At 46.2% G+C, this 24,379-nt stretch carries 13 protein-coding genes and 1 pseudogene; 6 read left to right on the top strand and 8 right to left on the bottom strand.

What is annotated here, in order from left to right:
- Positions 1 to 223: 223 nt before the first annotated feature.
- Positions 224 to 1,258, top strand: a complete 1,035-nt coding sequence (locus ABTV53_RS04015; protein ID WP_433750885.1) for a PocR ligand-binding domain-containing protein — start codon at positions 224 to 226, stop codon at positions 1,256 to 1,258.
- Between the two features lie 123 nt (positions 1,259 to 1,381).
- Here ABTV53_RS04015 and ABTV53_RS04010 read toward each other — a convergent pair whose 3' ends face one another.
- Positions 1,382 to 2,482 (bottom strand): threonine aldolase family protein, encoded by a 1,101-nt coding sequence (locus ABTV53_RS04010; RefSeq protein WP_433750882.1) that lies wholly within the window; start codon positions 2,480 to 2,482, stop codon positions 1,382 to 1,384.
- A gap of 54 nt (positions 2,483 to 2,536) precedes the next feature.
- The gene (locus ABTV53_RS04005) at positions 2,537 to 3,397 is read right to left on the bottom strand and encodes a LysR family transcriptional regulator (RefSeq protein WP_433750880.1); all 861 of its coding nucleotides are present in this window, start codon (positions 3,395 to 3,397) and stop codon (positions 2,537 to 2,539) included.
- 181 nt (positions 3,398 to 3,578) lie between these two features.
- On the opposite strand from ABTV53_RS04005, the gene ABTV53_RS04000 reads away from it, so the two are divergent.
- From ABTV53_RS04000 to ABTV53_RS03985, 4 genes are all read left to right on the top strand, one after another.
- Positions 3,579 to 4,568 carry a quinone oxidoreductase family protein gene (locus ABTV53_RS04000; protein ID WP_433750877.1) on the top strand — a complete coding sequence of 330 codons (990 nt, stop codon included), beginning with the start codon at positions 3,579 to 3,581 and terminating at the stop codon, positions 4,566 to 4,568.
- Positions 4,569 to 4,960: 392 nt separating this feature from the next.
- Complete coding sequence (locus ABTV53_RS03995) at positions 4,961 to 5,179, top strand: bacteriocin immunity protein (RefSeq protein ID WP_433750874.1); 219 nt, start codon at positions 4,961 to 4,963, stop codon at positions 5,177 to 5,179.
- A 27-nt stretch (positions 5,180 to 5,206) separates the two neighbouring features.
- The gene (locus tag ABTV53_RS03990; protein ID WP_433750872.1) at positions 5,207 to 5,551 is read left to right on the top strand and encodes a hypothetical protein; all 345 of its coding nucleotides are present in this window, start codon (positions 5,207 to 5,209) and stop codon (positions 5,549 to 5,551) included.
- Positions 5,535 to 5,918 (top strand): hypothetical protein, encoded by a 384-nt coding sequence (locus ABTV53_RS03985; protein WP_433750870.1) that lies wholly within the window; start codon positions 5,535 to 5,537, stop codon positions 5,916 to 5,918. The genes ABTV53_RS03990 and ABTV53_RS03985 overlap by 17 nt, the downstream gene beginning before the upstream one ends.
- Before the next feature lie 99 nt (positions 5,919 to 6,017).
- On the opposite strand, the gene ABTV53_RS03980 is transcribed toward ABTV53_RS03985, so the two are convergent.
- Both ABTV53_RS03980 and ABTV53_RS03975 read right to left on the bottom strand, forming a co-directional pair.
- Complete coding sequence (locus ABTV53_RS03980; RefSeq protein ID WP_433750868.1) at positions 6,018 to 10,361, bottom strand: Ig-like domain-containing protein; 4,344 nt, start codon at positions 10,359 to 10,361, stop codon at positions 6,018 to 6,020.
- Positions 10,362 to 10,396: 35 nt separating this feature from the next.
- Positions 10,397 to 12,805, bottom strand: coding sequence for an S-layer homology domain-containing protein (locus ABTV53_RS03975; RefSeq protein ID WP_433750865.1), 2,409 nt, complete (start codon positions 12,803 to 12,805; stop codon positions 10,397 to 10,399).
- Between the two features lie 378 nt (positions 12,806 to 13,183).
- On the opposite strand from ABTV53_RS03975, the gene ABTV53_RS03970 reads away from it, so the two are divergent.
- Positions 13,184 to 13,972 (top strand): formate/nitrite transporter family protein, encoded by a 789-nt coding sequence (locus ABTV53_RS03970; RefSeq protein ID WP_433750862.1) that lies wholly within the window; start codon positions 13,184 to 13,186, stop codon positions 13,970 to 13,972.
- Between the two features lie 117 nt (positions 13,973 to 14,089).
- Here the strand turns inward: ABTV53_RS03970 and ABTV53_RS03965 are convergent.
- The 4 genes and pseudogenes from ABTV53_RS03965 to ABTV53_RS03950 all read right to left on the bottom strand — a co-directional run.
- Positions 14,090 to 14,389, bottom strand: a pseudogene (locus tag ABTV53_RS03965) (GNAT family N-acetyltransferase); the annotation flags it as partial.
- A gap of 100 nt (positions 14,390 to 14,489) precedes the next feature.
- The gene (locus tag ABTV53_RS03960) at positions 14,490 to 16,112 is read right to left on the bottom strand and encodes a glycoside hydrolase family 30 protein (RefSeq protein WP_433750860.1); all 1,623 of its coding nucleotides are present in this window, start codon (positions 16,110 to 16,112) and stop codon (positions 14,490 to 14,492) included.
- 24 nt (positions 16,113 to 16,136) lie between these two features.
- On the bottom strand, positions 16,137 to 18,848 hold the full coding sequence (locus ABTV53_RS03955) for a glycoside hydrolase family 3 C-terminal domain-containing protein (RefSeq protein ID WP_433750857.1): 2,712 nt from the start codon (positions 18,846 to 18,848) through the stop codon (positions 16,137 to 16,139).
- Positions 18,849 to 19,395: 547 nt separating this feature from the next.
- The gene (locus ABTV53_RS03950; RefSeq protein WP_433750855.1) at positions 19,396 to 24,366 is read right to left on the bottom strand and encodes a DUF4132 domain-containing protein; all 4,971 of its coding nucleotides are present in this window, start codon (positions 24,364 to 24,366) and stop codon (positions 19,396 to 19,398) included.
- Positions 24,367 to 24,379 lie beyond the last annotated feature (13 nt).

Genomic DNA, 24,379 nt, shown 5'->3' with positions numbered 1-24,379 from the left:
GCATAGCTAGCAGGTTTACAGTGGACTTTGATAACAAATTATTATAATTTACAATCGTAATTTTTTGCTTTTTGGTGCAATCATGGTATGTTATTGTCATGAGATGGTTGAATTTTGACCTCCCATCATACATTACCCGTCATCATTACATCTTAATATGTACAACTTGCTAACTTTTAACGGCCTAAATCATGAATCAGGTTAGCTATGGAGGTTTCATCGTATGATTAAAGAATATCTGCACATTAATAAAATACTCGACCTTAACAAATGGAAGCGTCTACAAGATTCTCTTGCCACAGTAACCAAACTTGCGATCCTCACCGTAGATTATAAAGGCATTCCCGTAACCAGCCACAGCAGCTGTCAGGCCTTCTGCCAGAATGTACGCAAAGACCCCGAACTTCTCCCCTACTGCCAAAAATGCGATTCTCGCGGTGGTCTGGAAGCGGTTCGGTTAAATGAGCCTTATGTGTATCTGTGTCATTTCAATATTATAGATATCGCAATTCCGATCACCATCGATGGCAAATATATCGGCGCCGTGATGGCAGGACAAGTGAAGCTCGCCGACCCGGAAAAAGGTAGCGATCTGGAGCAGATTGTCACATCCAAGAACGTGCCCATGCATGCAGCCAAGCTGGAGGAATTAAAGGACGATTACGCCCAGCTGCCTGTGATGACCTATGAAGAGATTGTGAAAATATCCAACATGTTATCCCTGCTCTGCAACTACATTGTGGAAGAAGCGCTTAACAAAAATCTGTTAGTGGAAATGTTCGAGAAAGCTTCAGGCAATCAGGAGTCTCTAAACCTCTCCACCATTCTGCCGGGGTACTCCATTCGTAATATTGAGTCGATCAAAAAAGAGATGACCAATGCGATTGCGGATGCTTATCTCAAGAACAGCCCAAGTGATGCGGAAAGCATCAGCCCGGTGCTTCAGCCTGCTTTTGAATACATTCACAGTCACAAAAGCGAACAAGCTTCACTCAAACAAATGGCCGATCTATGCCACCTGAGTCCGAGTTATTTCAGCAGATTATTTGCCAAGGAAACGGGCGAGAACTTCACCACCTACCTGGCAAAACTCAAAATTAAGTGGGCCAAGCAATTGCTGGAGGTCACTGACATGCCTGTCTCACAGATCAGTGATGAGCTGGGATTTAATGAATCGGGATATTTTATCAAAATATTTAAAAAGTTCGAGGAAATTACGCCTGCTCTCTATCGCAAATACATCCAGGAGAAAATGTAGATTCACTGATACTTTTTTCGTATCAAAGATGAGGTTAAAAGATATCTCACTCGGCAATTGGATCACGCAAATAACGGCTGAATCAAGACTTTAAGCCCTGGTCAGCCGTTGTGTATTTTATGCTTATCTCACCTGTTTACGCAACTCTTGATCCAGCCATTCCAGTGCTGCACGCAGCTTATCCTGGGGAAGTTTCTCATAACGATCACCCGTAGACAATTCAAAGGCACAGCTGTTCCCACTCGTCTTGTTCAGATAGGAAGTCATTCCTATGCCATACTGCTGCGCCATTTGCACAAGAATGGGTTCAACTTCCGGCGCAGCGAGTGCAAAGTGTACATGGAACATATTGGATACCGGCACCTCGGGCAAGGTATGTATCCCGTGACACGCATTCAATAGGGAGGCGATTTCTTGAGCCTGCTCGTAATAACGCTCCATTTTGCCAATCCGTTCATTGAAATAATACTGGGAACTCAGAATATACGGATACAGGCCGATCAGATCTCCGCCGTGCCGCCGTTTCCATACTTTTGACTCTTGCACCACATCCGTGTCTCCAGCCAATATGGCTCCCGCAATGCCCCCGACCCCTTTGTAAAAGGACACATACACCGTATCAAACAAACTGCAGATCTCCGCAGGCGTTTTCTGATAATAGGGAGTGATCTCGAACAGGCGCGCCCCGTCCAGATGCAGCTTAATCCCGCGTTCACGGCAATAGGCCGAGATCGCTTCCAGTTCTTCATACGCCGGCAATTGCCCACCAATCTCGCGTTGCGGCAGTTCCAACAACAGACAGGCAATGTCCTGATTAAGCGCTTGTACATCTTCCAAACGTATCAACCGCTCCTTGTCCGCGAGCAAAATCGATTCGATCTGATGCAACTCCTTCACTCCATCTTCTTCATGGATTTCCAGATGGCATAGAGGGTGATAGGCTACTCGCTTTATCCCTTTGCGATCACACCAGATCCGTAATGCAATCTGCTGCGCCATCGTTCCGCTTGGGAAAAACACCGCCGATTCCTTGCCGAGAACGTCAGCCATCTGTTGCTGAAATTCTTCGATGATGGGGCCGTTGCCGTAGTGGTCACTGAAGGTCTCCCCATCGACTTGTTGTAATACCTCTTGAAGCACCTTGACTTGGCGACTGCCATGACCACCAATAATAAAGTCTGCCTGATTAAATGCATCAGTCAATGTTAACGTAGTATCCTCCAAGATCAATCACTCCTTATATAGTGCGTGTTCTAAAGCGAACTTCTGAACAACCTCTTATAGTTCCGGTTCTGTAATGATCTGTACCAAAGCGCTCAGCGCACTAGATATATGTTCACCACGGGCATACACAAATCCTACTTCCAGACGGCAATAGGGATCTGGTAAAGGTAACACTGCAATCTCACCTCTTAATTCTGCTTTGGTAACTGAAGACCGTGGCAGCAATGATACACCGAGTCCAGCAGATACCCCATTCAGAATCGTGTCCAGTGTTCCATAGTCCATAACGTTTAGTGACGAGATACCCTGATCTTTCAAAAAGGCTTCCGCCTGAGTGCGATGTGTGCATCCAATCTCAAAAAATAACATCGGCCTGGACAATAACTCGTGTATCTCATGCACGCCAGGTTCAGCGATCAGCACCAATTCCTCGTCATACATCTTCATATAGTTCAGCTCAGGATGATCAATCGGGCCATATATTAATGCTCCATGCAATTCATGTTGGATGACTTTCTGATTCAGTTCATGGGTCCCACCCGTGACAAGTGAATGGTGTACCTCCGGGTAGCATGAACTGTATTCAGCCAGGAGCGGCGTGAGGAAAGTGGAAGCTGCTGTCTCAATGGCACCCAGACGAAGCATGCCGGACGGCGGGTTACCGACTTGTGTGGCCTGCTCTGCTTCATATAATAATTGCAATATTCTATCCGCATACACAAGCAGATTCTCGCCCGCTGGTGTAAGAGACATTCCCCGATTGGAACGATGAAACAGCGGTACTTGCAGCTGTGTCTCCAACTGTTTGATACGCGTGGTTACATTGGATTGTACATAATTAAGTGCGAGTGCAGCTTTACTGATACTACCTTCGCGGGCAACCGCCTGAAATATTTTCAAATCACCTGCATCCATATCCTGATCACCTGCTCGTCGTTATATCGGCATTCTGCATCATCCGATTCATGCAAAGTGCTTATCTATTATTTTTAATGATACTGACAATCATTTTTGTTCATTTTACGTGAATCTGCACCATCTGTACAATGAGGCTCAGTAGTGAAATGTGCTTACATCGACAGGAGGAATAATGAACATGAAATCTATCGTACATTCAGGCCAGAGCGGCCTTGCAGGTCTTCAATATACAGAGTCCACATCTCGGGTACCAGCAACCGGGGAAGTGCGGATCCAACTCAAATCCGCTGGAATTAATCACCGGGATCTTTTCATTATGGCAGGACGCACCAGTCAGGAAGCCCCGCTCATTCCCGGTTCCGATGGAGCAGGTATCATCGTTGAGATTGGCGAAGGTGTAAGAGGGTTCGCAATAGGTGATGAAGTCATTATCCATCCTACACTCGGTTGGGAACATGCATCTGAAGTGCCGACCGTACCCGATATTGTTGGTGGCCCTACGGATGGAACGCTGGCTCAATATATCACGTTACCTGCCGAAAATGCTCTGCCTAAGCCAGCCCACCTATCTTGGGAGGAAGCAGGCGTGCTGTCCCTTTCGGCGTTGACGGCCTACCGTGCTTTGTTCACTCGTGGTGAAATGAAACAAGGTGAACATATCCTCATTCCCGGTATTGGCGGTGGTGTAGCGACCTATGCCCTGCTCATAGCCGTAGCCGCTGGTGCCAAGGTGACTGTTACTTCCAGAAGTGAAGCCAAAAGAAATGAGGCACTGCGCTTGGGTGCTACCCATGCATTGGATAGTCATGCCGATTGGTGTTTGCAGAACGATCTGGAACCTGTGGATATCGTCTTGGATAGCATCGGACAAGCCATGTTCCCGAAATATTTTGATATAATCAGACCAGGCGGACGTATCGTGATGTATGGCGCAAGCTCGGGGGATAATCTGACCCTACCCATTCGCTCTATCTTCTTCCCGCAGATCAGTCTGATCGGCACCTCTATGGGCAGCCGTGAGGAGTTTATCCAGATGCTGCAATGGGTGGAGCAACATGATATACATCCTGTAATTGATGGTGTTTATCCGTTACAGGACGCAGCGAAAGCGTTCGAACGCATGGAAAAAGGCGAGCAGTTTGGTAATCTGGCTCTCCTTATGGAGTGACATCTATTTTGAGATGGGCCTTCATGAATTGTTAAAAATTGATAACGATAATGGGGTGAATCCATCTGACCCGTCTAGCTAAACGTATACTAATTTTTCTTGTTTCTATTATGCTTTTGGCCCAAATTCCTGTGTTAAAAGAAACCTTAGCCCGAGGAGTAACTACGTTATATGTGAAGATAAAGTATGCCGAACATTCCTTTGAATTCCAAGACTTTATCTACGAGTCTCATTTCGGGAACTATATCATTTCATATACTGATCAAGACGAAAAACACATTAGTCTGATGCTTGAGCCCAAATTTTTTCCGGTGCTCATTACGTATGATCCATTGAATCAGCCCATGAAAGACTAGTTGGTTCACTCTATGAATCATTCAGGAGGTATCGATATGAACAATAGATTACATTTGGTCGAATTGGTTCGCAAACTGATGGACGCCGAAGGAACCGAAGCCGAGTTGGATGACATGTTGACGGAGCTACAGCAGCAGGTGCCTCATGCAGAGATCAGTAATCTGATTTTCTGGGATGATCGAGACCTGACGCCTGAACAGATTGTGGAAGAAGCCTTGGCTTCCCGTCCGATCATTCTTCCGCCCCATTCTTAATATTCTTCCGGAGGTGAATGATAGCCAATGTCTGATATGAATCATTTGAATTATAACAACGATGAACACCCTGAGTTTAACGAAATTAGCGGTGAAGAGAAACTACAGGCGCTTCGTGACCTGATTGAGCTGACCGATAGCCTTCTTACTCAGCAAGTTCTCGCTATTGGTATGGATACACATGAAGAGGATCTAATCCGTATCGAAGCATGGAGAGCTTTAGGCATGGCAGGGTCTTCCCCACTTTTGGATGAGATCCAAGGGCTATCCTTGCGCTGGAATCGCTTCAATCTCATCCGAATTTGGGCGCTTCCGCCAAGCGAGAACTGCATTCCATATCAGGAAGTGATGTTTTATGAATCAGGACCATGAACCATTTTCACCGGGAACATCAGAAGCATCAGGAGAGCATACTACGAAACCCATTTACCTCACCCAAGGTGAAATCAACGCCCTACAGAAGGCTATTTTGTTCCTCAAGTTTGAATCTGAAGAGACGGCGTCCTTGCTCTATGCAGGCAGTCCTCTACTGAACAGTGTGCTAGAAAAGGTACGGGACGTCTGCGCATTTGGTGAGTACGCCAAAGAACTTCACTCTCGCCCGAACGAATATGCAGAACGTTTCATGCGCGCCAAGTTGGAGCGTTCATATGCAGAAGAATTGGCACCGCGTGAACGAACGGAAGAACAGAACATTGAGATTCTCAGATCCTGCATGCATCCCTATCCGGTTAAATGAAAAAATCCTCCATACTCTCTTTCAGAGCATGGAGGATTTTTATTTCGTTATTGGGACGTAACATCTGTTAAACTGAACGTCATTGTAGCAAATACAATTCTACGGTGTATGTCTACCCACGTACTGTAAAGTTCCTTTAGGGAACTCATTCCATTCACCGGTTAATGAGAACTGTTGTGAACCCGTATATATCCCGCGTTTTCGGATAAACGTCCCTCCAGCAGGCATGAATTGATCATGTGAAGTTGGATCTCCTAACACATCTACAATTCGTCCATCCTTTTTGAGAACCAAAGCAACGACATTATACTCATTCGGGTTATACAATTCCAATTCATCATTGTAATACTGGGCTGTAGTTATATCGAAAAAGTCGTAAAAAGTATAATTGATGTTTAAATAAGGTAACCCTGGAGTAACATCAAGTATGTTTTTGGTTGTCACTTTCATTGTGGATGTCTGTTTCATCCACTGATGAACTTCCAACTGATACCCGCTTGCTTTATGTGAGGGATCACCATCACCTGTGTAATAAAGTTGAACTACACTGCGTCCGTCCCCTGCATCAGCATACTGAGAAAAGAACAACTCTGACGTGCCCTGATTTTTCGAGTTTACCTGAACAACAACGGCCCTACCGTCATTCCCTATGATCCAGAATAATAATGGAGATACACTCAAAGGGATCTGGGAAGAATTAATCGGATCCGGCCCTGTAAACGTCGAATCTGGCGTACCACTATATACTTTAAAACTCGTCTGTCCAGGGAACCAATTGGACGCTGTAAAGGTCAGAGGATCTATGACACCGGACTTCGTATTGATCTGCATGACCCCACCGTTAACCAGAGAAGCAGTACGAACGTTGAAGGTGTAATCTACCTGTCCACCTTTTCCATCCTTTGCTGTTATGGTTAGAGGAGCGACTACATTCCCTGTTCCCGGTTTTAGTATGATCTGGTTACCATTAATGCTTGCATTCACTGCTTCGTTTGAGCTATTGCTTATCGTGAATTGCAACACATCTCCATCGGGGTCACTGAATAGTTGACTCAGATCATACATGCGCTCATTCGTTACATTAGGTGTCAATACTTGTTCGTAAATGGTACTTACTACCTCAGGGGCCAAGTTAGGACCAGTAGGCTCTCCTTGTATAGTCACGCCAAAGGATGCTTGTTCGCTACGACCTTTCTGGTCATATACCGTTAACGTGACTGTCGTATTTCCTGCAGCAACTGGAGCAACAGTTATCTGTGAACTATTGGTAGAGACTGTCGCAATATTGGGATCTGCTGAGGAAGCATCCACTGTTAACGTAGCTGTATCAAAATTCATCAAGTACGATGTCAGGTCAAGATTCAGAGTTGACCAAGGCCATGTTACCGTTTGATCCGGAATTGAACTGATATTCCCAGATTCAAGAACTTCAATGTCAATATAGGTTGACGCTTCTTTTCCATACATATCTTTTGCTTTGATGTTAGCTTGAAATTTACCAACCTGTCTTGGATGAATAATCAGCTTGTTTTCTTGAATATCCACCCCTGCGATCAGGAGATTATTGAAATCAAGTGGTGTATGGAACTCTAATGCATCTCCATCGGGATCATTAAAATAATCCGAGAGATTAATGATCGCATCTTCCTTGCCTACAAACACCGTTTGAGCAGGTAGATGCTGAGTAAGCACCGGAGAAGAATTAGGCTTAGGATTAACCCTTATCTGAAATGCAGTTGAAATGAGACCACCTTTTCCATCCTCAACTGAATAATAAATGATGTATTCTCCAAATTCTAGAGCGGTAAAGCTCAGTATACCCTCTTCCTCCTCAACAATTAAATCAGAATTAGAAGAGTATGCACTGAATGTGAGCGGGTCACCATCCGGATCTGTATAATAATTATTTAAGTTCACCGAGGGGATAGGATCTGTGAGGAAACCCAGATATGCTTCAACCCATCCTGGTGAGTTTCCTACCGGATTATGATTTGGTACTAATAGAATATCGATGTCAAAGGAATCTTCAGTGATTCCTCCGTTACCGTCATTCACTGTGTAAGAAATCGTATACGTCCCATTTTGCAGTGATGTTAACTTCAGTTCACCATTATTCTCCTCTACTGTTACCCCGTCTGGATTGGATGAAGTCGCTGTATACGTCAAAGAATCACCGTCTGGATCAGTATATATATCGTTCAATTTCACTACAGGGATATCATCCCCCAGGTATACCTCTATTTTCGATGGAGCTTCCCCCACAGGCGCACGATTGAGTGGTGGCAACACAACAACTTTCATGTCGAGTTCAGTAATTCCCGTACTGCCATCATCTGCAATTTGCCCATCATCCACCTTAATTTTAAGAATAACTTCCCCTGCCTTTTTAGGCGTTAACCTCAACACAGATTCAGCATAGTTCGATTTCACGATTTCAGTGTCCACGATTTCCGGGGCACTGTTTGTTACACTGTATAGCAACTCCGATTCATACTTCACATCATCCATAACATAGACCATGAGATCTACATCCTTGCTACCTGACTCAGCTATCAATTCCTGATCAGGAATTGGTGATGCAAGAGGAGGTCTATTCACGTAGACTTCGAATGTGGATCTCAGCCTTTTACCACGACCGTCATTTGAAGTTACTGTTATGGTAGCCGTGCCATCCTCCAAGGGAACAACATCCAATTGCGATCCATTCAGGATAACCTTTGCAACGTCAGGTTTGGATGAACTGATCGTATAAGTTACCAAGTCACCGTCCGGATCAGTCACATAATTGTTTAGGTTTAACGTTGCTCCTTGTCCATTCTGCGTAAACTTGCGACTTTCGAATGGTTTGAGTAATTCAGGAGCACGATTGGCAACAACAGGAGATGTTCCGCCTCCACTCCCCCCACTTACTCCCCCTAACGAAGGAGATACCGGATTTGGAGATGATGTTCCTGTATTTCCACTTACAACTGAAGACGAGACTCCAGCAGCCAAAGAAATCTCCGAAACTTTTACATTGTCCGCCACATTAACCTGCGCGGAAGGGTTATTCACTTGAAGCTGCTGAACGGAGCCTGCTGCATTAATGTTTACAGCGCCTGTCCCATCCACATTGAGTTGCTGTAAAGTAATGTTACCGTTGAGTTGCAGAGACTTGGATGTATTCACATGGACCGTCTCAATGGTTCCTTGTAGTTCCACTTTGCTTGCACCTTCGAGAATATTTAATAACGGGAGATTAGCCGTTTTCTCGATAACAAGCATACTGTCTGATCTAACGTTAACTTCTTGAGTACGGGTATTCCCTGTTAGTGCCACATGTACATCGCTTTTATCTACACCCACAGTATTGAGAATGGAATTTTCAAATACAACCGTATTATTATCGCCGCCATAAACGAAGACAGACTGTGCCACATTGATATTTTTGGCATAAAAATCATGTTTCACCTCGGGGGCAATCGTCAGTTTGCCCTTGACTGTAAGTCCTTGCACTGAAACAAAGTCTGCTTTCGTGGTTAGATCCCCCTGAATTACAGTGTCTCCGCCATCCAATAGCAGATTGCCGCTAAATTCAGCTTTTCCTGGGGCCGCATCCTGACCTCCCGTTCTAATTTCCAACCCGTTAATTTCGGTGAGCATATGATTTTGACGCTTAAACCGTATTCCAGCCTGAGCCAGTACAGCCTTATTGCGATGATTCAGAAGACCTGCCACTTGTTCAGAGATCTGATAGATAACACCGTTGATCTGAATCTGCTTTCCTTCGATGGACTGAATGACAGACAAGCGGTTTTCCGGGAACATGGCCGACAACAACATGCCTATGGCTTCGCCACGAACAAGTCCTTGTTTAACTTTATTCTCTCCCTGATATTCGCTTAGAAGTTCAGCCTTCTCAGCAGTTCGAATATATGGAGCAGCCCACGTACTCGCTCCTTCCCAATCTGAAGGAAGAGGATCTCCCTGAACTTCTTGTTTAGCCAAAGCCGTGGCTCTTACCAGAACTGTTACCAGTTCCTGTCCAGTGATCTGGGCCTGTGGACGGAAACTCCCTGTTGCATCTCCTTGCAAAATCCCCGCCTTCTTGACCGCCTGAATCGAAGGTGCTGACCAGCTAGTAGATTTCACATCCGTAAAAGATGCTGAGACTGACTTGTCCTGTGTGAGACCCAGAGCTTGAGCAAGAACAACTGCCAGTTCCTGACGGGTGATTGGGTCAGCTGCACGAACATTCCCATCTGGATCCCCTTTGATGAACCCCATGGTTACGGCCCTGTTCATAACTTCGTTTAATTTGCTATTCTTATTATCATCTGAGGATATGTCAGACACAGACATAGTCTGTGCCTCCGACTTATCATGTTGTGCAGATACAGGCACAGTGTTGGAAAGAAGCAACGCAATCAAAGCGAGCTGCACAGTCCTTCTTATTTTTGGCATAGAGGTTCTCCTTCATGATGTGAGATATTTCAAAATTAAGGAATGGAAGGTGAGGATGTGTAATTACCCAGACCGTTGTAGTAGTTCTCTCCTTGTTGGATCCACCGTGCCCCGTCATAATTTACATCACCATGAACATTACCTGACGTTCTTGTTAAAGATTGCGCAGGCTTCAAGATGGCTGTATCCATAGGTTCCCCATCGCTAATCTGATAGAGTATCAAAGTGATGTCTTGGGGTTGATCAATATCAAAATTAAAGGACACATAGTAGATTTCGTCCTCATTGATCGGGAAATCCGTAGAGTCATCGGCAATGACCAATGTTTTATAAGGTGCAATGGTTGTTCCGAAAGCAAACGTAATCGGATCATCAATATCACTACGTTTAATTTCAAACTGACTGAGTTCAATTGGTTTGGACGTTGGATTATACAATTCAATTGCCTGAGTAGTGTCTTCTCCCCAGACTACCTCGGAAATAAACATACCCTTTCCTTCATCCGGGTCCTCCACCTTAACCGTAAATGTCGTCTCGACATCTTTACCAGCGGGATCAGTAGCCTTAACGGTAACGGTTGCGGAACCAACAACGTTCTTGAGGTCTAAAGTCAATATATCTCCTTGGACACTCACTTCTACCACAGCTGGATCAGAAGATTGTGCTGTATACGTTAGAATGTCGCCATCCATATCTGTGAACACACCAGCCAAATCAACCGTCTTTCTCACGGTACCCAGTTCAACTCCAACAGTTGGCAGTGTTTTTACCACTTCAGGAACATGGTTGATTGGTGGTTGTGGAATGATGATTGGCGGAAATGGCGGAAATGGCGGTAAAGGTGGTGGAATTAAGACCGGTTTGACCACATAAATGAATGAAGCCGATACACTTCCTCCTTTTCCATCTGCAGCTTTCAACGTAACCGTTGTTTGGCCTATAGCAGTGGCCATAATTTTCAATTTTGAACCCTGAATATCCGCAGTAGCGATGTTAGGATCGATCTCCGTAATCTCATAGCTCAGCTCATCCGCATCCGCATCAGTAAATACAGCACTGAGATCAATCTCTTGCATGCCCTCTCCGAGATATACCATCATGTCAGAAATGCTAGACTGAACAACAGGCGGTTGATTCTCGGGAGACGGAGGTACAATAACCGGCGGCTCAGGTTCTGGAGTTGGTGTCGGCGTAGGAGTCGGTGTAGGAGCTGGTGTTGAAGATCCCGAGCCAGAATTGGAGTTGCTTGCCCCAGTATTGCTGGATGGTGTGGTCAGTGGCGGTGCACTGCGAATGATCTGTGAGGCTACGCCGCCCTTTGGAAGAATAACTGTATTCGTTTTCACACTTGCCGGTAATTGAATAATGGATTTCACGTCTTTCAACACAACTTCCTTCCACGTCCCACTTCCAAGAACAGTGACTTTGTCAGTCGTATCTACGGTTACCGCATCGATATCTCCATCAATCGTTATCGCACTTACGCCTGTTTTTAATACAACCTTGGACAAGGTATCGGCCTTGAGAGCAACATGATTTGAAGAGACTGTGACCATACCTTGATAGGAGGTACCGACCAAATTCAATGTCACGTAATTTTGAAGTGTGCCTTCTTGGGTAATCTGGATTTCTGATAAGGCAGACAGGTTACGTGTACGTGCATCATAAGTAATTACTGCGTTCTGCAATGCTTCTTTGTTCTCATCATTCAAAATCCTTTGCAATTCCTGACTGATCACAAAAGGACGTCCATCCATATAGGCAACGTCTCCGTCCAATGCAGTCAAAGAAGCTGCTCGTTCACCCGTCTGGAAAACATCTACGAGAACCTTCGCTATATCTTGTCGTTGTACCAGAGCTCTGGATTCAAATTTCCCCTCATTGGAATCCAATAACCCCAATTTCAACGCAGTATGTACCTGTTCTTTAGCCCAGCCACTCACCGTGGATTCATCTGCAAGCGTCTGTTGTTGTCCTCCTTTTGCTCCTTGTGTTCCTGTCACTCTTACCAAAATGGAAGCAAGCTCTTCCCGACGAATCGGATCGTTAGCACGGAAATTGCCTCTTGCATCTCCAGTCATCCATCCCTCTTGACGAATTGCTTCAATATAAGGAGTCGCCCAATCTGAATGTTTAAGTCCAGTGTTGGAAGTCTTATCAATCTCTAATTGTGATGCTTTGGCCAGCAACACGGCCATTTCTCTTCGAGTCAAAGGCTGGTCAGGGTGAAATGATCCATCTGGATAACCTGAGATCAACCCTTTCTCTACTGCTTCCTTTACCGCTTGAAGAGAGGTCGAACGGATATCGTTCTGATCTGTAAAAACCGATGATATGGAGTCTGTTGATTCTCCAGTTTGCTCTGCTGCGTTGACAAATTGAGTACCCCATAGCATTCCTACTACCAGTGAAGTCAGCAACACCTTTTTCCAATCCTGATTCATATTTGTTCCTCCCAATAAAACTTCATTTTCCGCACAAAGTTTATCAAGATGCTCTGAACAATTTCTGAACAAAACAACTAGTAAAAAACCCAGATAAAAGAAGATTATATCGATGTAACCCATACAAATTTCACTTAACATGGGGATACATTGTTCTATATAAATTTTGGAACGAGAAAAATATGCAAATAACTGATCAAAAAGTGCAAACAATATGAACACATATTATATGTTTACACCCAAAATAAACTTAAACTGGTTAAAGATATTCTTTTTCTGAAAAAGCGTGTTACTATCTCAAAAATCGTTATAATAAAAGGACCTTGGTGAGATTTGTAAGTTAATGCAATCATTCAACTTAACTATTGGAGGAGAATTATGGAAACGGAAGCTCTACGGAACGTGGAACAACTTGCTCTGAAGAAACACAAGATTTACAAACAAAGCTTAATCAGGTACCTTGCACGCTCCATGCTGGCCAGTATGTTTATCGGATTCGGCGTCATCGTGGCGTTTAAGACAGGTAACTTCTTTTATATGGAGCAGTCCCCGTTTACCTATCCGATGGCAGCCATTACGTTTGGCGCGGCCATCATTCTGATCGCCTATGGCGGGGGTGACCTGTTCACGGGCAATACGTTTTATTACACGTATGCGGCGCTGCGCAAGAAGCTGCGATGGTTCGAAGTGATCAAGCTGTGGATTGCGAGTTATAGCGGTAATCTGATGGGCGCAGCCGTGTTTGCCCTGTTAATCTACCTGACGGGATTGTTCGACTCGTCCCAGGTGAATGGGTTTCTGTTAAGCGTGGTGGAGCACAAGATGGAGGTCCCAACCATGCAGCTCTTTTTCCGGGGAATTTTGTGTAACTGGCTCGTATGTATGGCGTTCTTTGTGCCGATGTTCATGAAGGAGAATGGAGCCAAAATGTTTGCCATGATGCTCTTTGTGTTCTGCTTCTTCATCTCGGGATATGAGCACAGCATCGCCAATATGTGTACATTCGCGATTGCACTTGTGCTGAACCACCCGGGGACAATTTCATTTGATGGTGTGCTTCACAACCTGGTGCCAGTGACCTTGGGTAATCTGGTGGGTGGTGTGCTGTTGATGGGCTTTATGTATTACGCGGTGAACAAACCGTTTCTGGATGAAGAGACGCATTAATCTCCGGTAAAAAAGATCCCCTTCCGGCCCGGTCCATTGACCGTAGCTAATCGGTATGAGAAACGCAAAACACCCCAGCAACCTTTCCATCTCAGGGAGAAGGTTGCCGGGGTGTTTCTATTGGATCTCCAAATGCAATAGCGGAAACGGATTACCTGAACTATCCAATTCGGACCGCCCCATCTGTACAAATCCCATCTTTTCATAGAATTGGGCTGCCCCACTATTCTGCTCATTAACATCCACCTTGAGGTGACGGCCTTTGATTTTGAAGGTATGGTCTATTAGTAGACGTCCCAGACCCTGCCCGTGTTGGCTCGGATCTACAAATAACATCTCGATAAAGTTATCATCCACACCAATAAAACCCACGGGTTGTTGCTCCGTATTCAGCGCCTCCCAAACCTCAACTTGCCTGTGCTGCAACACATCACTCACCAATCCAATTTTGATATAACTCTACAAGTATTTTACCATGGCCATCCTTCAATCTGCACCTATAATTTCCAATCCTGAGTCAAAGCACTCCCACCGTTTTCGGCTTCCAGCGGAAAGTTGCTGCCGATTGGGAAGGCAGTACATATCGAAACGAATCTCCGTCCATGACTACATCAAAGGAAACTTCTGCCCCACCCGTATTAGCTGCAACCATCACCATAGTTGCATCCGGATTGCGGAAGGCTACGTTCTCGATCTGGCCCTGTTCATGCGTGGAATCAACTCTCACGGCTCCCGGACGTACATAACGGCTGATGTGGCCCAACGCATAATACTCGACATTTCTAGTGATTTCATCACTGTCCAGGTCAATCGTCACAATCCCACGGCAGTTCTCACAGCCGCCGTTCGTGGGTCCGCCTTGCGGATCGAGTGCGATGTTCCAGAGCAGTACATTTTTTGCCCAGTTGCGAGGTGCACCAATGATGAGATTGGACATCTGCCAGCTCAGATTCTCGCCAAAGTCAGGACTCCACTCCCCACCACTACATTCAGTAAAATAGATATGTTTGTCCGGGAAGCGCTTATGCACTTCCGACATGGCAGATGGATCACCTGCATAACAGTGAAAAGCAGATCCATCGATATATGAAGCAGTCTGCTCATCACCAAGTACCTTGCTGGTATATTCGAACGCCTGATCCCAGTTATGATCATACGCGATGATTCGCGTGTCCAGTCCCGCATCCTGTAGCGCCGGGCCGAGATAATCCCGAATGAACATGGCTTGTTCTTCGGCCCCCATACTCATACTCGGATATTTATCCGAGGTGAACTCCGGTTCATTTTGCAACGTGATCCCGTAGATGGGAATGCCCTTTGCTTGATAAGATTTGATATACTTCACAAAATAACTCGCGTACGCTTCATACACCCGGGGATCGTTATAATTCAGATACCAGCCGTTAGTGGTCTTCTCCCCATACTTCATCCAGGCCGGAGCCGTCCACGGGGTACCCAACACTTTAAGATCCGGTTTCAGCCAAGTCACACGCTCCAGCATATTCACAACTTCCTGATCTTTATCGATCGAAAAGTGTTCCATGTCATAATCCGTGCCAGACTCGATATCATCATAGGTATAACTTGAAGCCAAACCTGATTCATCCACTGAATAATCGGAAGCGCCAATTGTATGACGCACCATATCCATGTTTAGCCCTTCCATCGTAAACAGTTCCTTCAGCAGTTGCTCTTGTTGTTCCTCTGAAAGCTGGTTGATCAGATGTGCCGACGACCCCGTCATCGCTGCGCCAAATCCATCCATGGTCTGATACGTCTTGTCCGGGTCAATCTGTATGGTAAACTCCGACCAAGAAGTGCCTGACTCCTGCGTTGAAGAAACGGAAGAGCTTGTGTCTGTATCATCGTGCTCTGTCACTGGAATAGGCTTCTGAGGGGTAAGCAGATTTTGCTGATTGCCCGTCGTTAACCAGACTTCGGCCGTTCTCTGCTTCTCCACAACCGATGGAGGAACGGATTGTTCATTTCCGTTGAGAATAAGCCACACTCCTGCACCGATACAACAAACAGCGATGAACAGGATGCTCCATCGTTTGGGGTGCTCTCTCCAGCCTATGTTCATCACGTCTCCCTCTCCTTCCATTGTGGAAAAAGCCGCGGCCACTAGGCCACGACTCATTTTTGCGTTCTCCCTTATTGCACTTTATTTACCGGATTTGCTTCCGATATTCACACTGCCTGTCAGACGGATATCATCCGAGGCACTGCCGACATACACTTGAACTTTACCCTTAGGCATTACCCATTCATGCGATGCTTCATCCCAGTAGGACAATGCGCTGCGATCCAGTTGAATGTTGACCCGTTGCTGCTTGCCTGTCTTCAGATCAACCTTCGTCCAGCCAGCAAGCTGCTTCTCTGGTGTCTCCACTTTGGTTGGCAGATTGCCAACATAGACCTGTACAACTTCTGCACCGGAAACTTTACCGGTATTACGCAGGTTAAGGGATACTTCTACGGTTTCCTTATCGCCTTTACCTGTATTTTTCACATGCAGATTACGATAATTAAAATCGGTATAAGACAGTCCGTGTCCAAAGGCGAACGCCGGTGTCATGCCTTCTTTGTCATATCCTTTGTACCCTACATAGATACCCTCGGAGTAGTTACCCACCCCATTCACACCCGGGAATTGTTCCGCAGTGGATACCGGGGTCTGGGAATCATCTGATGGGAACGTCACCGGCAACTTACCGGATGGATTCACATCGCCGAACAGAACACGTGCCACTGCATTACCTTGTTCCTGACCTGCATACCAAGCCTGAACGATGGATGGCACTTCGTTTTGCCAAGAATCCATTTCTACGGCACGACCACTCATTTGTACCACGATCGTTTTGGGATTAGCTGCCGCTACTTTGCGGATCAGCTGCTCCTGGTTATTTGGCAGTTCCAAGTCGGAACGGTCCACGTAACCTTCACTGTCATACGTACGTGTTACCACCACGGCAACATCGGATTTTTTCGCCAGATCAACTGCTTTTTGCATTTTAATATCAACAGCCTCTTCTGGAGCTTCCCAGCCAAAACGAACCTGTGCACCCATATCATGATTGGTCTGTACCGGGAAAGCCGTACGATACTCAATTCGAATATTGTGGGACTCGCCTTCTTTAAATGTGACTTCTTTCTTCGTTGTACTCAGTGTTTCACCTTGATTGTCTACAAGTAACTCATCATCCACATACAGTTTCGCAGAACCGAGACTGGTCAGGGACAGTTTATATTCACCTGTTTGAGGTGCTGTGATTGCCCCTGTCCAACGAGCAGACATCTTGGCATTAAACTTCGTTGGTGTCACCGGAAGCTTGGAAGATTGTGCATTAAAACCTTCATAGTTGTAGAATCCAAGATTCATGTTGACCTGATTATCTGTACGGACCAGAGCAGGGTTACCCTCCATGTCTTTATTCGTCCAGTATTCAGCATGCAGACCATATTCGGCGCGCTCTGTACCATAGTCTCTTTCACTTTCCTGAGCATCCGCTGGTGATAAAAGAGTCGAAGGTACAGCCGATGGTCCATTAAATGCATCTCCTGCAGAGATTGGATCTGTTCCGGCTGCATATTTTACATCCACACCGTTACCTGCACGGTTACGAATGCCTTGCAGTGGACTTACGGTATACGTCGGATTAACCAGACTGCTACCTCCACCAGCAGCAGATGCGTTATCTGCATCCGGTCCAATGACCGCAATGGATTTCACTTTTTTATTGGACAGCGGCAGCGTATTATCGTTATTTTGCAAAAGAACCATGCTCTCTTCCGCAATTTCACGTGCTTGTTTGCCGTCTTTCTTGGCATTGATCTGTGTATTGGTTACAGGGTTGTCGAACAGCCCTTTATCAAACATTTGAAGCAAAATGCGTCTTACCTTCTCATCAATGGTTTGCTCGCTGACTTCGCCTTTGTTCACGGCTTCCAGCAATTTGTCTCCCCATTTGCCATACGGCTCTCCAGGTGTCTCCAGATCCAGACCCGCATTGGCAGATTTGGCTGTGCTGAAGTTTGCACCGTAATCACTCATGACGAACCCTTCGAAGCCAAACTGAACCCGAAGAACATCCGTCAGCATCTCCTTGTTCTCACAAGCGTATGTACCGTTCACCTGGTTAAATGAACACATGGCAGAACCGAGATCTGCTTTTTCAACCATCGCCTGGAACGGACGTGCATAGACTTCCTGGATCGCACGTTCGCTGGCCGTAGCATTGGTCGTGAAACGCTCCGTCTCCTGGTTGTTCAGGATGTAATGCTTCGCTGTAGCGATAACCGGATTGCTTTGAATCCCGTTCACATATGCTGCACCCATACCGGAAGCCAGCAATGGATCTTCCCCGAGCGATTCAAAGTTCCGGGAACCCCACGGTGTACGTGCAATATCCAGCCCAGGGCCAAGAACTACATTATGTGTTGTATCATGTGCTTCCTGACCGATCAGATCGCCATATTTCTTGGCAAGATTGGTGTCCCAGGATGCGGCTAATGCAATTGGTGCAGGCAGTGCAGTAGACTTTTTGTCCTGCACATCCGGATTGGCCACACGTACCCCCGCGGGCCCATCTGCCATCTGTAATGCCGGAATGCCGAGGCGCTCCAATCCATCATTATAGAAACCATAATAGTTATTTACTTTACCGGTTACGAATCCAACTTTCTCCTCCAGCGTCATCTCTTTGAGCAGCAGCTCGGTGCGCTCCTCCGCAGATAGAGATTTGTTCATCCAAGGCCGATTGGTCCCAGATTCCGCCTCCGCGGCGAAGGCGTGTAACGGCATAGCCGCAACCGCCACGATGATGAGTAGCATAAACCATCGTTTGAGGAAAATCAGATTGAGTCTTCTATTCATGTTGTAAGCTCTCCTTCTCTCTTGATCATTTTTCTCGTACACATCTTGAATACATGTATACAAGGGAATGCATACTGGCTTGAGTCCAGTCTTTCAAGCATTCAGGTCGTCCTGCACATGGCTTCTGAAACTGCAGCCTGCAAGCAAGTCAGCAGATTTCGCTTCCTAACGATAGCCGACCTGATTCCGAATTACATCCCCTTAAATTTGGTAATAGATCAATAGGAACGAGCCTAGTTCTTTGGCATCACCTCTATTTTAGTTCAGATAACAAGAAAAGAAAACGAATTATTTACATTTCCGTAACCACTTTCAAACAAATTCTTTACTTTTAAAAACAGTCAGTTCGACCCACTTCCGATCAACCAAATAATGAAATTAATTATCAGATTAAGGAAAATATTGAGACACTTTGGGTCGTAAGTCTATTTGAAACCGGAACCAATCCGGCCCATTGAAGTATCCGTAAATATAAAAGCAACTGAAGTCCCTTTTAACAGGTTCCTCAGTTGCCTTTATGATTTAGATAGTACGGTTCAATCGCTTACTAGTTCTGTAACTGTGCAAGAATCTGCGGGTCCTTGATCTTTTTGTCATCGGCGAGTAACATCACCTTGGACAGAATCTCTGCCGTTCTCGGATCTTCATCGAGGAATGGCAGGAAGATTCGGCCCCGATGCTGACTGTGCACTGGCACGATATGAAGGGCACCTGTGGCTTGTTTGAACACATTACCACTGCCCAGATGGACAGCATACTCACCCAATTCACCAACAATCCGGGCGTAATTCCCGTCCAGACGTACATTGTCGATCTTCAGCAGACGCAATGACTCGTTCACAATGACGTGACGCATCTCGATGGTGGTCAGGCTGGCTTCCGGATCTACGCCTCCCACATGTGCAACACTGACCACCAGATCAATATCACGCATGACTTCCGAGAAGAACGTCAGAGGCACATCTTGCAACGATACCGGTTTGTAGCTCTTGCGATCGTAGAACTGCACCGTCTCCAGCGTGGGCGCCTCGGTATCTGCCGGTGAGAACCAATCCGCCATAGCATAGAGATTTGCGATCAGATTGTGCTCGTAACTTACCTTCTGCAGACCTTCCTCATAACTGACAGTCCATTGGCGTCCTTTAAGCAGAGCTACTGCTTTTTTCGGTTGGATCTGATACCCGGCGTATCGGCGAGACACCGTACCATTAGCCAATTCGTCCTCGTTAGGAAGATATAACTCACGGAATACCTGCTTGAACGGCTGACGCTCCTGCCGGGTGAACAGATCCCGTTGGAACTCACTCCAGCTTCCACTCTGATACAGATGAAGCGGATGAGCAATCAACAATTGATCCTCTTCCGATAGAGCATGGATGGCACCCTCCGGCCCTGGAGCAACCAAACCGCTGGACGAAACATCGAATCTACCTGTCTTGTCACCTGATTGGAATACAAGCGTTCTTACCAGCGGATATATTACCGGATTTTGCATCAGACTGGCAATTTTCTGACGTGTAAAGGATGTTCCAGCAGTCATCGAACGTTCCAGTTCCTGCCTTGCCCGGCGATACTGATCCACCAGCTCCGATTTGAGCTCTTTCAGTTCAGCGATATATCCATCTTTTTTGAACCGGGCAGGTACAGATTTGAGTGTCTTTCCTTTGCTAACGATAACCATCTCGGGTTGACCTTCCTCATCAATGACCAAGTGTGCTGTCGTGTCAGCATCCAATGCATGAGGTTCAAAGAAGGATTTCATCTCATCGAGCTTACGTGCTTCCATGTCCCACATCAGCCGCGTAACATCGGCATAACCTGCATTACGGGCAAGGTTGCCCAGTGCAATCTGTGATGCCACACCTTCACTGGCACGGCGTTGTGCACCGAATTGCTTGCTCTGCGTCAGGAACTTCTGAATGAAGTCGTATCGCTCACGCAGATCCTGTTCCCGATTTTCAGCAAATGGAATCAAACTGTAGGTTAACAAATGATCTTTGTTTCGCTTGTCTGACACGGAATCACGCATATCCTCAAGTCGAAGCTTACCCAGTGCTGCATCCGCGAACAATTGGGATCTGCGATGATTGGCTCCCCCGGAAATATACTTGGCGCAATCGTATAACAGATTGAACCGTTCCTCCCCGACAGCAGCATAGGCTTCTTCAAACCAGGCGATATCAAACGCACCTTCATTAAATTCCTGTGGTGAGATTGGAGAATAGTGGGCCACAATGGTTTCTTTCTCCGCAGTAAAACGTTCATTGATATGAGCATGGAAGTACCATGCCGCACTGCGGAGACCTTCCCATCCCAGATGTTTTGCCACAATCTCCATCCACTGTGGTGCGTACATGGCTGCTTCCAGCAATTTTTTCTCTTTAATCGGATATTTCTGGAGCAACTCTCCGAGTTCTTTCTCATCTTCCCCATCCCGTGGATGACAATTCTGAATCAGATAACTGAACGTCTCTTTCCGTGTTGTGTTGTCCCCATAACTGTAGATATATCCACGGATAAATGTATCCTGATCCATCGCAGAGACCAGATGTACCCAGTGCTCCATGCCTTCAATTCGTTCCAGTTTCATGGCAAGTGTACTTACTTCTGTAGAGAGTTCTCCCCGGGTCAGCTCGATTTCCAGAATCCGATTAACGACCGTATCACGTAAATGAATCAGCTTCGGATCACTTGCAATCACTTCTGTGCGAGTGGATGTTAAGTCCCGAATAAACATCAGTCGATTCCCACCGACCAGAACCTGTCGATATATCTCCTGTTCATCAATCAAGTTCAACTGGTACGCACGCAGAAAATCTTCAAGGGACAGTAAAGACAGCGGATGACTACTCTCTACAAAACTGGTGAACTGGTAAGCTGTCTGGAAGAAACGTTTGAAGCTGTTATCGTCATGGATTTTGCCACGAACCACATAATTCCAAGGTCCAGTCAGAATATGAAGCATGCCCGACTCCTGCTCGAGTCGATCAACAGGCATACTCGAGATGATTGAGGCCCAGGTTTTCTCAGCTATCTCAAACGTGTCGATCGGGTCGCTATCCAGAAATGCCGCCGATATCAGCGCCACTACCTGATCCTTATACGGTAACGAATTCAGCATCTGCTGCAGTTTTTCGATATCGTCCAGTGGATAGATCTGTTCGGCAAACGTCTTGCGCCAGCCTTCCAGTAACGGAATCTTTTGCAGTTCTTCATAGTCATACTGATCATGGAAATAGCTGTAATGGTCGCTCAATTTTCCATTGAACTCCCGGAGCTGTATACCCATATACAACTGCATCAGTTCCACACTACTAAACCCGGCATGTTGAATAAAGTTTTCCCATACATCATATAGCGGGAACTGTTCCATCTGCTTCATTTCATTCCGCTCTCCATATGGAACCTTGGAGCGAAGACTCGCTCCGATTAACAACGTTTCTTTGTAGCCAGCGTAATATTCTACTTCATACTCATAATCCCTGTGTTCATGCACCAATCCACTAAGTCCCTCCAGGAATGGTCTGATCTTATCCAGAGAGAGTGTCAAGATATCCTTCGGAGTATGGCCTTTGAGATCACGCTCCTCATCCAGCAATGGCTCACGTCGCTTCGGATCAAATAAACCAAATCCATTAGCGGCCGTATAGCGACTCCCCTGATCCGTCAGCTTATCCAGCAGTTTCTGTTCCTTGGCAGTGGGTGTTTCAATCAGCTGCGCCAATGGTTGCAATGCCTCCTGCTGATCTGTCCGTCCTGGATCTGCCGCAATCTCGGTCAACAATTCAAGCGCGCCCAGACGTTGCAGTTCACTCTTGGCCTGCAAAAGCCGCTTCAGTGAGAACGTCAAATGGTCCACGGGTTGCAGTAATAATACATGGATGACCTTCTGACGAAGTGAACCTGTCTTGAGCTTCATCAATGCCTCCATCTGTTGCATCTCATCAACCGTCAACGTGAGCAACTTCGCCTTGGCGAGTGCACTCTCCCGGTTACTCATACTTTTATCAGACAAGCTCTCAAACACAAACTGTCTTTGTAACTCATTATCAGGATGCTGAACAAACTGGGACAACAGTTCTCCGCGCAGTTCCGGGCTTAAGAGGTCCTTGATTGCAATGACTTCGCCGATCCATTCCGGGTCCATATCATAAGCAGCCAGATATAACATTTTCTTGACCACATCATCCATACCAATCCGGTAGTGAACATACTCAAGTACACCCGACGGTCCACCTGACCCGCCTTTCGGAATGGCAGTGAGCATCTGTTTGAACCGATCAAAGTCCTGACGCCGCAAGGCCTTATCCTCAAGAGCAGGCAATGGCCACACGTAGACGCTACGCTGATTCTCTCCATTCTCGAAATTCCAGTTGTACATATACATGGCATCATAGTTCGTCACAATCCAGTGCATCAACTCGGTATCCTGCGCCTCCAGATAACGACGTGCAATGTCCAAACGAAGCTCTCTGTTCTGGCTGTTAGCCAGTACGTATTGGGCAACAACCTTCTGATATAATTGGCCTTGATCCATAATCTCGATGATCTTGCTCTTCAATTCATTCTCTTCAATGACCGCTGTCGCCCACAGGCTGATAAAAAGTTTGTTGGCGTTCGCTTCCTGCTGCCAGGCCTCGCGTACTTCGGGTTGAACAAGCGCCTCATGGGCCTGTTCAATGAGCTGTGCGGCAACACGTTGATTGGCTGCTTCGATGCCGATTCCTGTCCATACAGCCAGCGCTCTTACTACCGAACTAAAACGGATCAGGTTGTTGTCGATAATGATTTTTAATATGTAAGTATAGGCTTCCAACGTTCCTTCATCCATCCGCTCCACAATGCTTTGGCGCAGCCCTTCCTGCAACCTTGCTGCAACCAGCAGCTCACCAACCATCTGATAGGCATCCGCCTGATCGCTCATGAATATGCCTTTGATCATTTCATGGGTTAACAATGCATTCTGATTGTCACCATATATAATATCGTGTAGTGCCTGCTTCATCTCTCCGCCCTGACGATCCAGTTCATAAGCGATACAATCCGCCAGGACCCAACGAATCTCATGTAAATAATCCAGCTTGTACTCACGAAGTGACACATATTCTTCCAGGGAGAAATTCTTCATTTCCATTCGGAACAATCCCATCAGTTTACGGATGACCTGTGCTACGTGCTGTCCCGGATCGGACGTGCGGAAGGGCCGGCGTTCATAGTTGTTACTGTATGGAAAACGAATCGCACGCTCTGCGATATAACGGAATCGTGCAACCAAGGACTCGCTCGCCAGATGCTGGAGCACATCCAATAGTGGCTGGAATAACGGGTTCTGCGTTTCTGCAGCCAGCTTTCCAAGCAACTTTTCTGTATTCAAAAACATCTTTTCGTCTCCACGTAAATAAGTAGACCCGGCGATCTCCACAACATAACCTGCCAGCTCAAGCTGTACCCCTGTTAACGACTTTGCTTTTTCCTGCAATTCATCCATATACAACTGTACTTGATCTTCCTGATTCATCCTGTTCTCCTCC

Origin of the sequence: Paenibacillus amylolyticus (genome assembly GCF_050990605.1) — a bacterium.
GTDB classification, from domain to species: domain Bacteria; phylum Bacillota; class Bacilli; order Paenibacillales; family Paenibacillaceae; genus Paenibacillus; species Paenibacillus amylolyticus_H.
The sequence above is the reverse complement of the archived record's forward strand: the minus strand, read 5'-3'. Positions and strand labels throughout refer to the sequence as shown.

Excerpts from the sequence above, each read along its gene's own strand:
- ABTV53_RS04015 (WP_433750885.1), top strand. The coding sequence starts at position 224 with ATGATTAAAGAATATCTGCACATTAATAAAATACTCGACCTTAACAAA.
- ABTV53_RS04005 (WP_433750880.1), bottom strand. The coding sequence starts at position 3,397 with ATGGATGCAGGTGATTTGAAAATATTTCAGGCGGTTGCCCGCGAAGGT.
- ABTV53_RS04000 (WP_433750877.1), top strand. The coding sequence starts at position 3,579 with ATGAAATCTATCGTACATTCAGGCCAGAGCGGCCTTGCAGGTCTTCAA.
- ABTV53_RS03995 (WP_433750874.1), top strand. The coding sequence starts at position 4,961 with ATGAACAATAGATTACATTTGGTCGAATTGGTTCGCAAACTGATGGAC.
- ABTV53_RS03990 (WP_433750872.1), top strand. The coding sequence starts at position 5,207 with ATGTCTGATATGAATCATTTGAATTATAACAACGATGAACACCCTGAG.
- ABTV53_RS03985 (WP_433750870.1), top strand. The coding sequence starts at position 5,535 with ATGAATCAGGACCATGAACCATTTTCACCGGGAACATCAGAAGCATCA.
- ABTV53_RS03980 (WP_433750868.1), bottom strand. The coding sequence starts at position 10,361 with ATGCCAAAAATAAGAAGGACTGTGCAGCTCGCTTTGATTGCGTTGCTT.
- ABTV53_RS03975 (WP_433750865.1), bottom strand. The coding sequence starts at position 12,805 with ATGAATCAGGATTGGAAAAAGGTGTTGCTGACTTCACTGGTAGTAGGA.
- ABTV53_RS03970 (WP_433750862.1), top strand. The coding sequence starts at position 13,184 with ATGGAAACGGAAGCTCTACGGAACGTGGAACAACTTGCTCTGAAGAAA.
- ABTV53_RS03960 (WP_433750860.1), bottom strand. The coding sequence starts at position 16,112 with ATGAGTCGTGGCCTAGTGGCCGCGGCTTTTTCCACAATGGAAGGAGAG.
- ABTV53_RS03955 (WP_433750857.1), bottom strand. The coding sequence starts at position 18,848 with ATGAATAGAAGACTCAATCTGATTTTCCTCAAACGATGGTTTATGCTA.
- ABTV53_RS03950 (WP_433750855.1), bottom strand. The coding sequence starts at position 24,366 with ATGAATCAGGAAGATCAAGTACAGTTGTATATGGATGAATTGCAGGAA.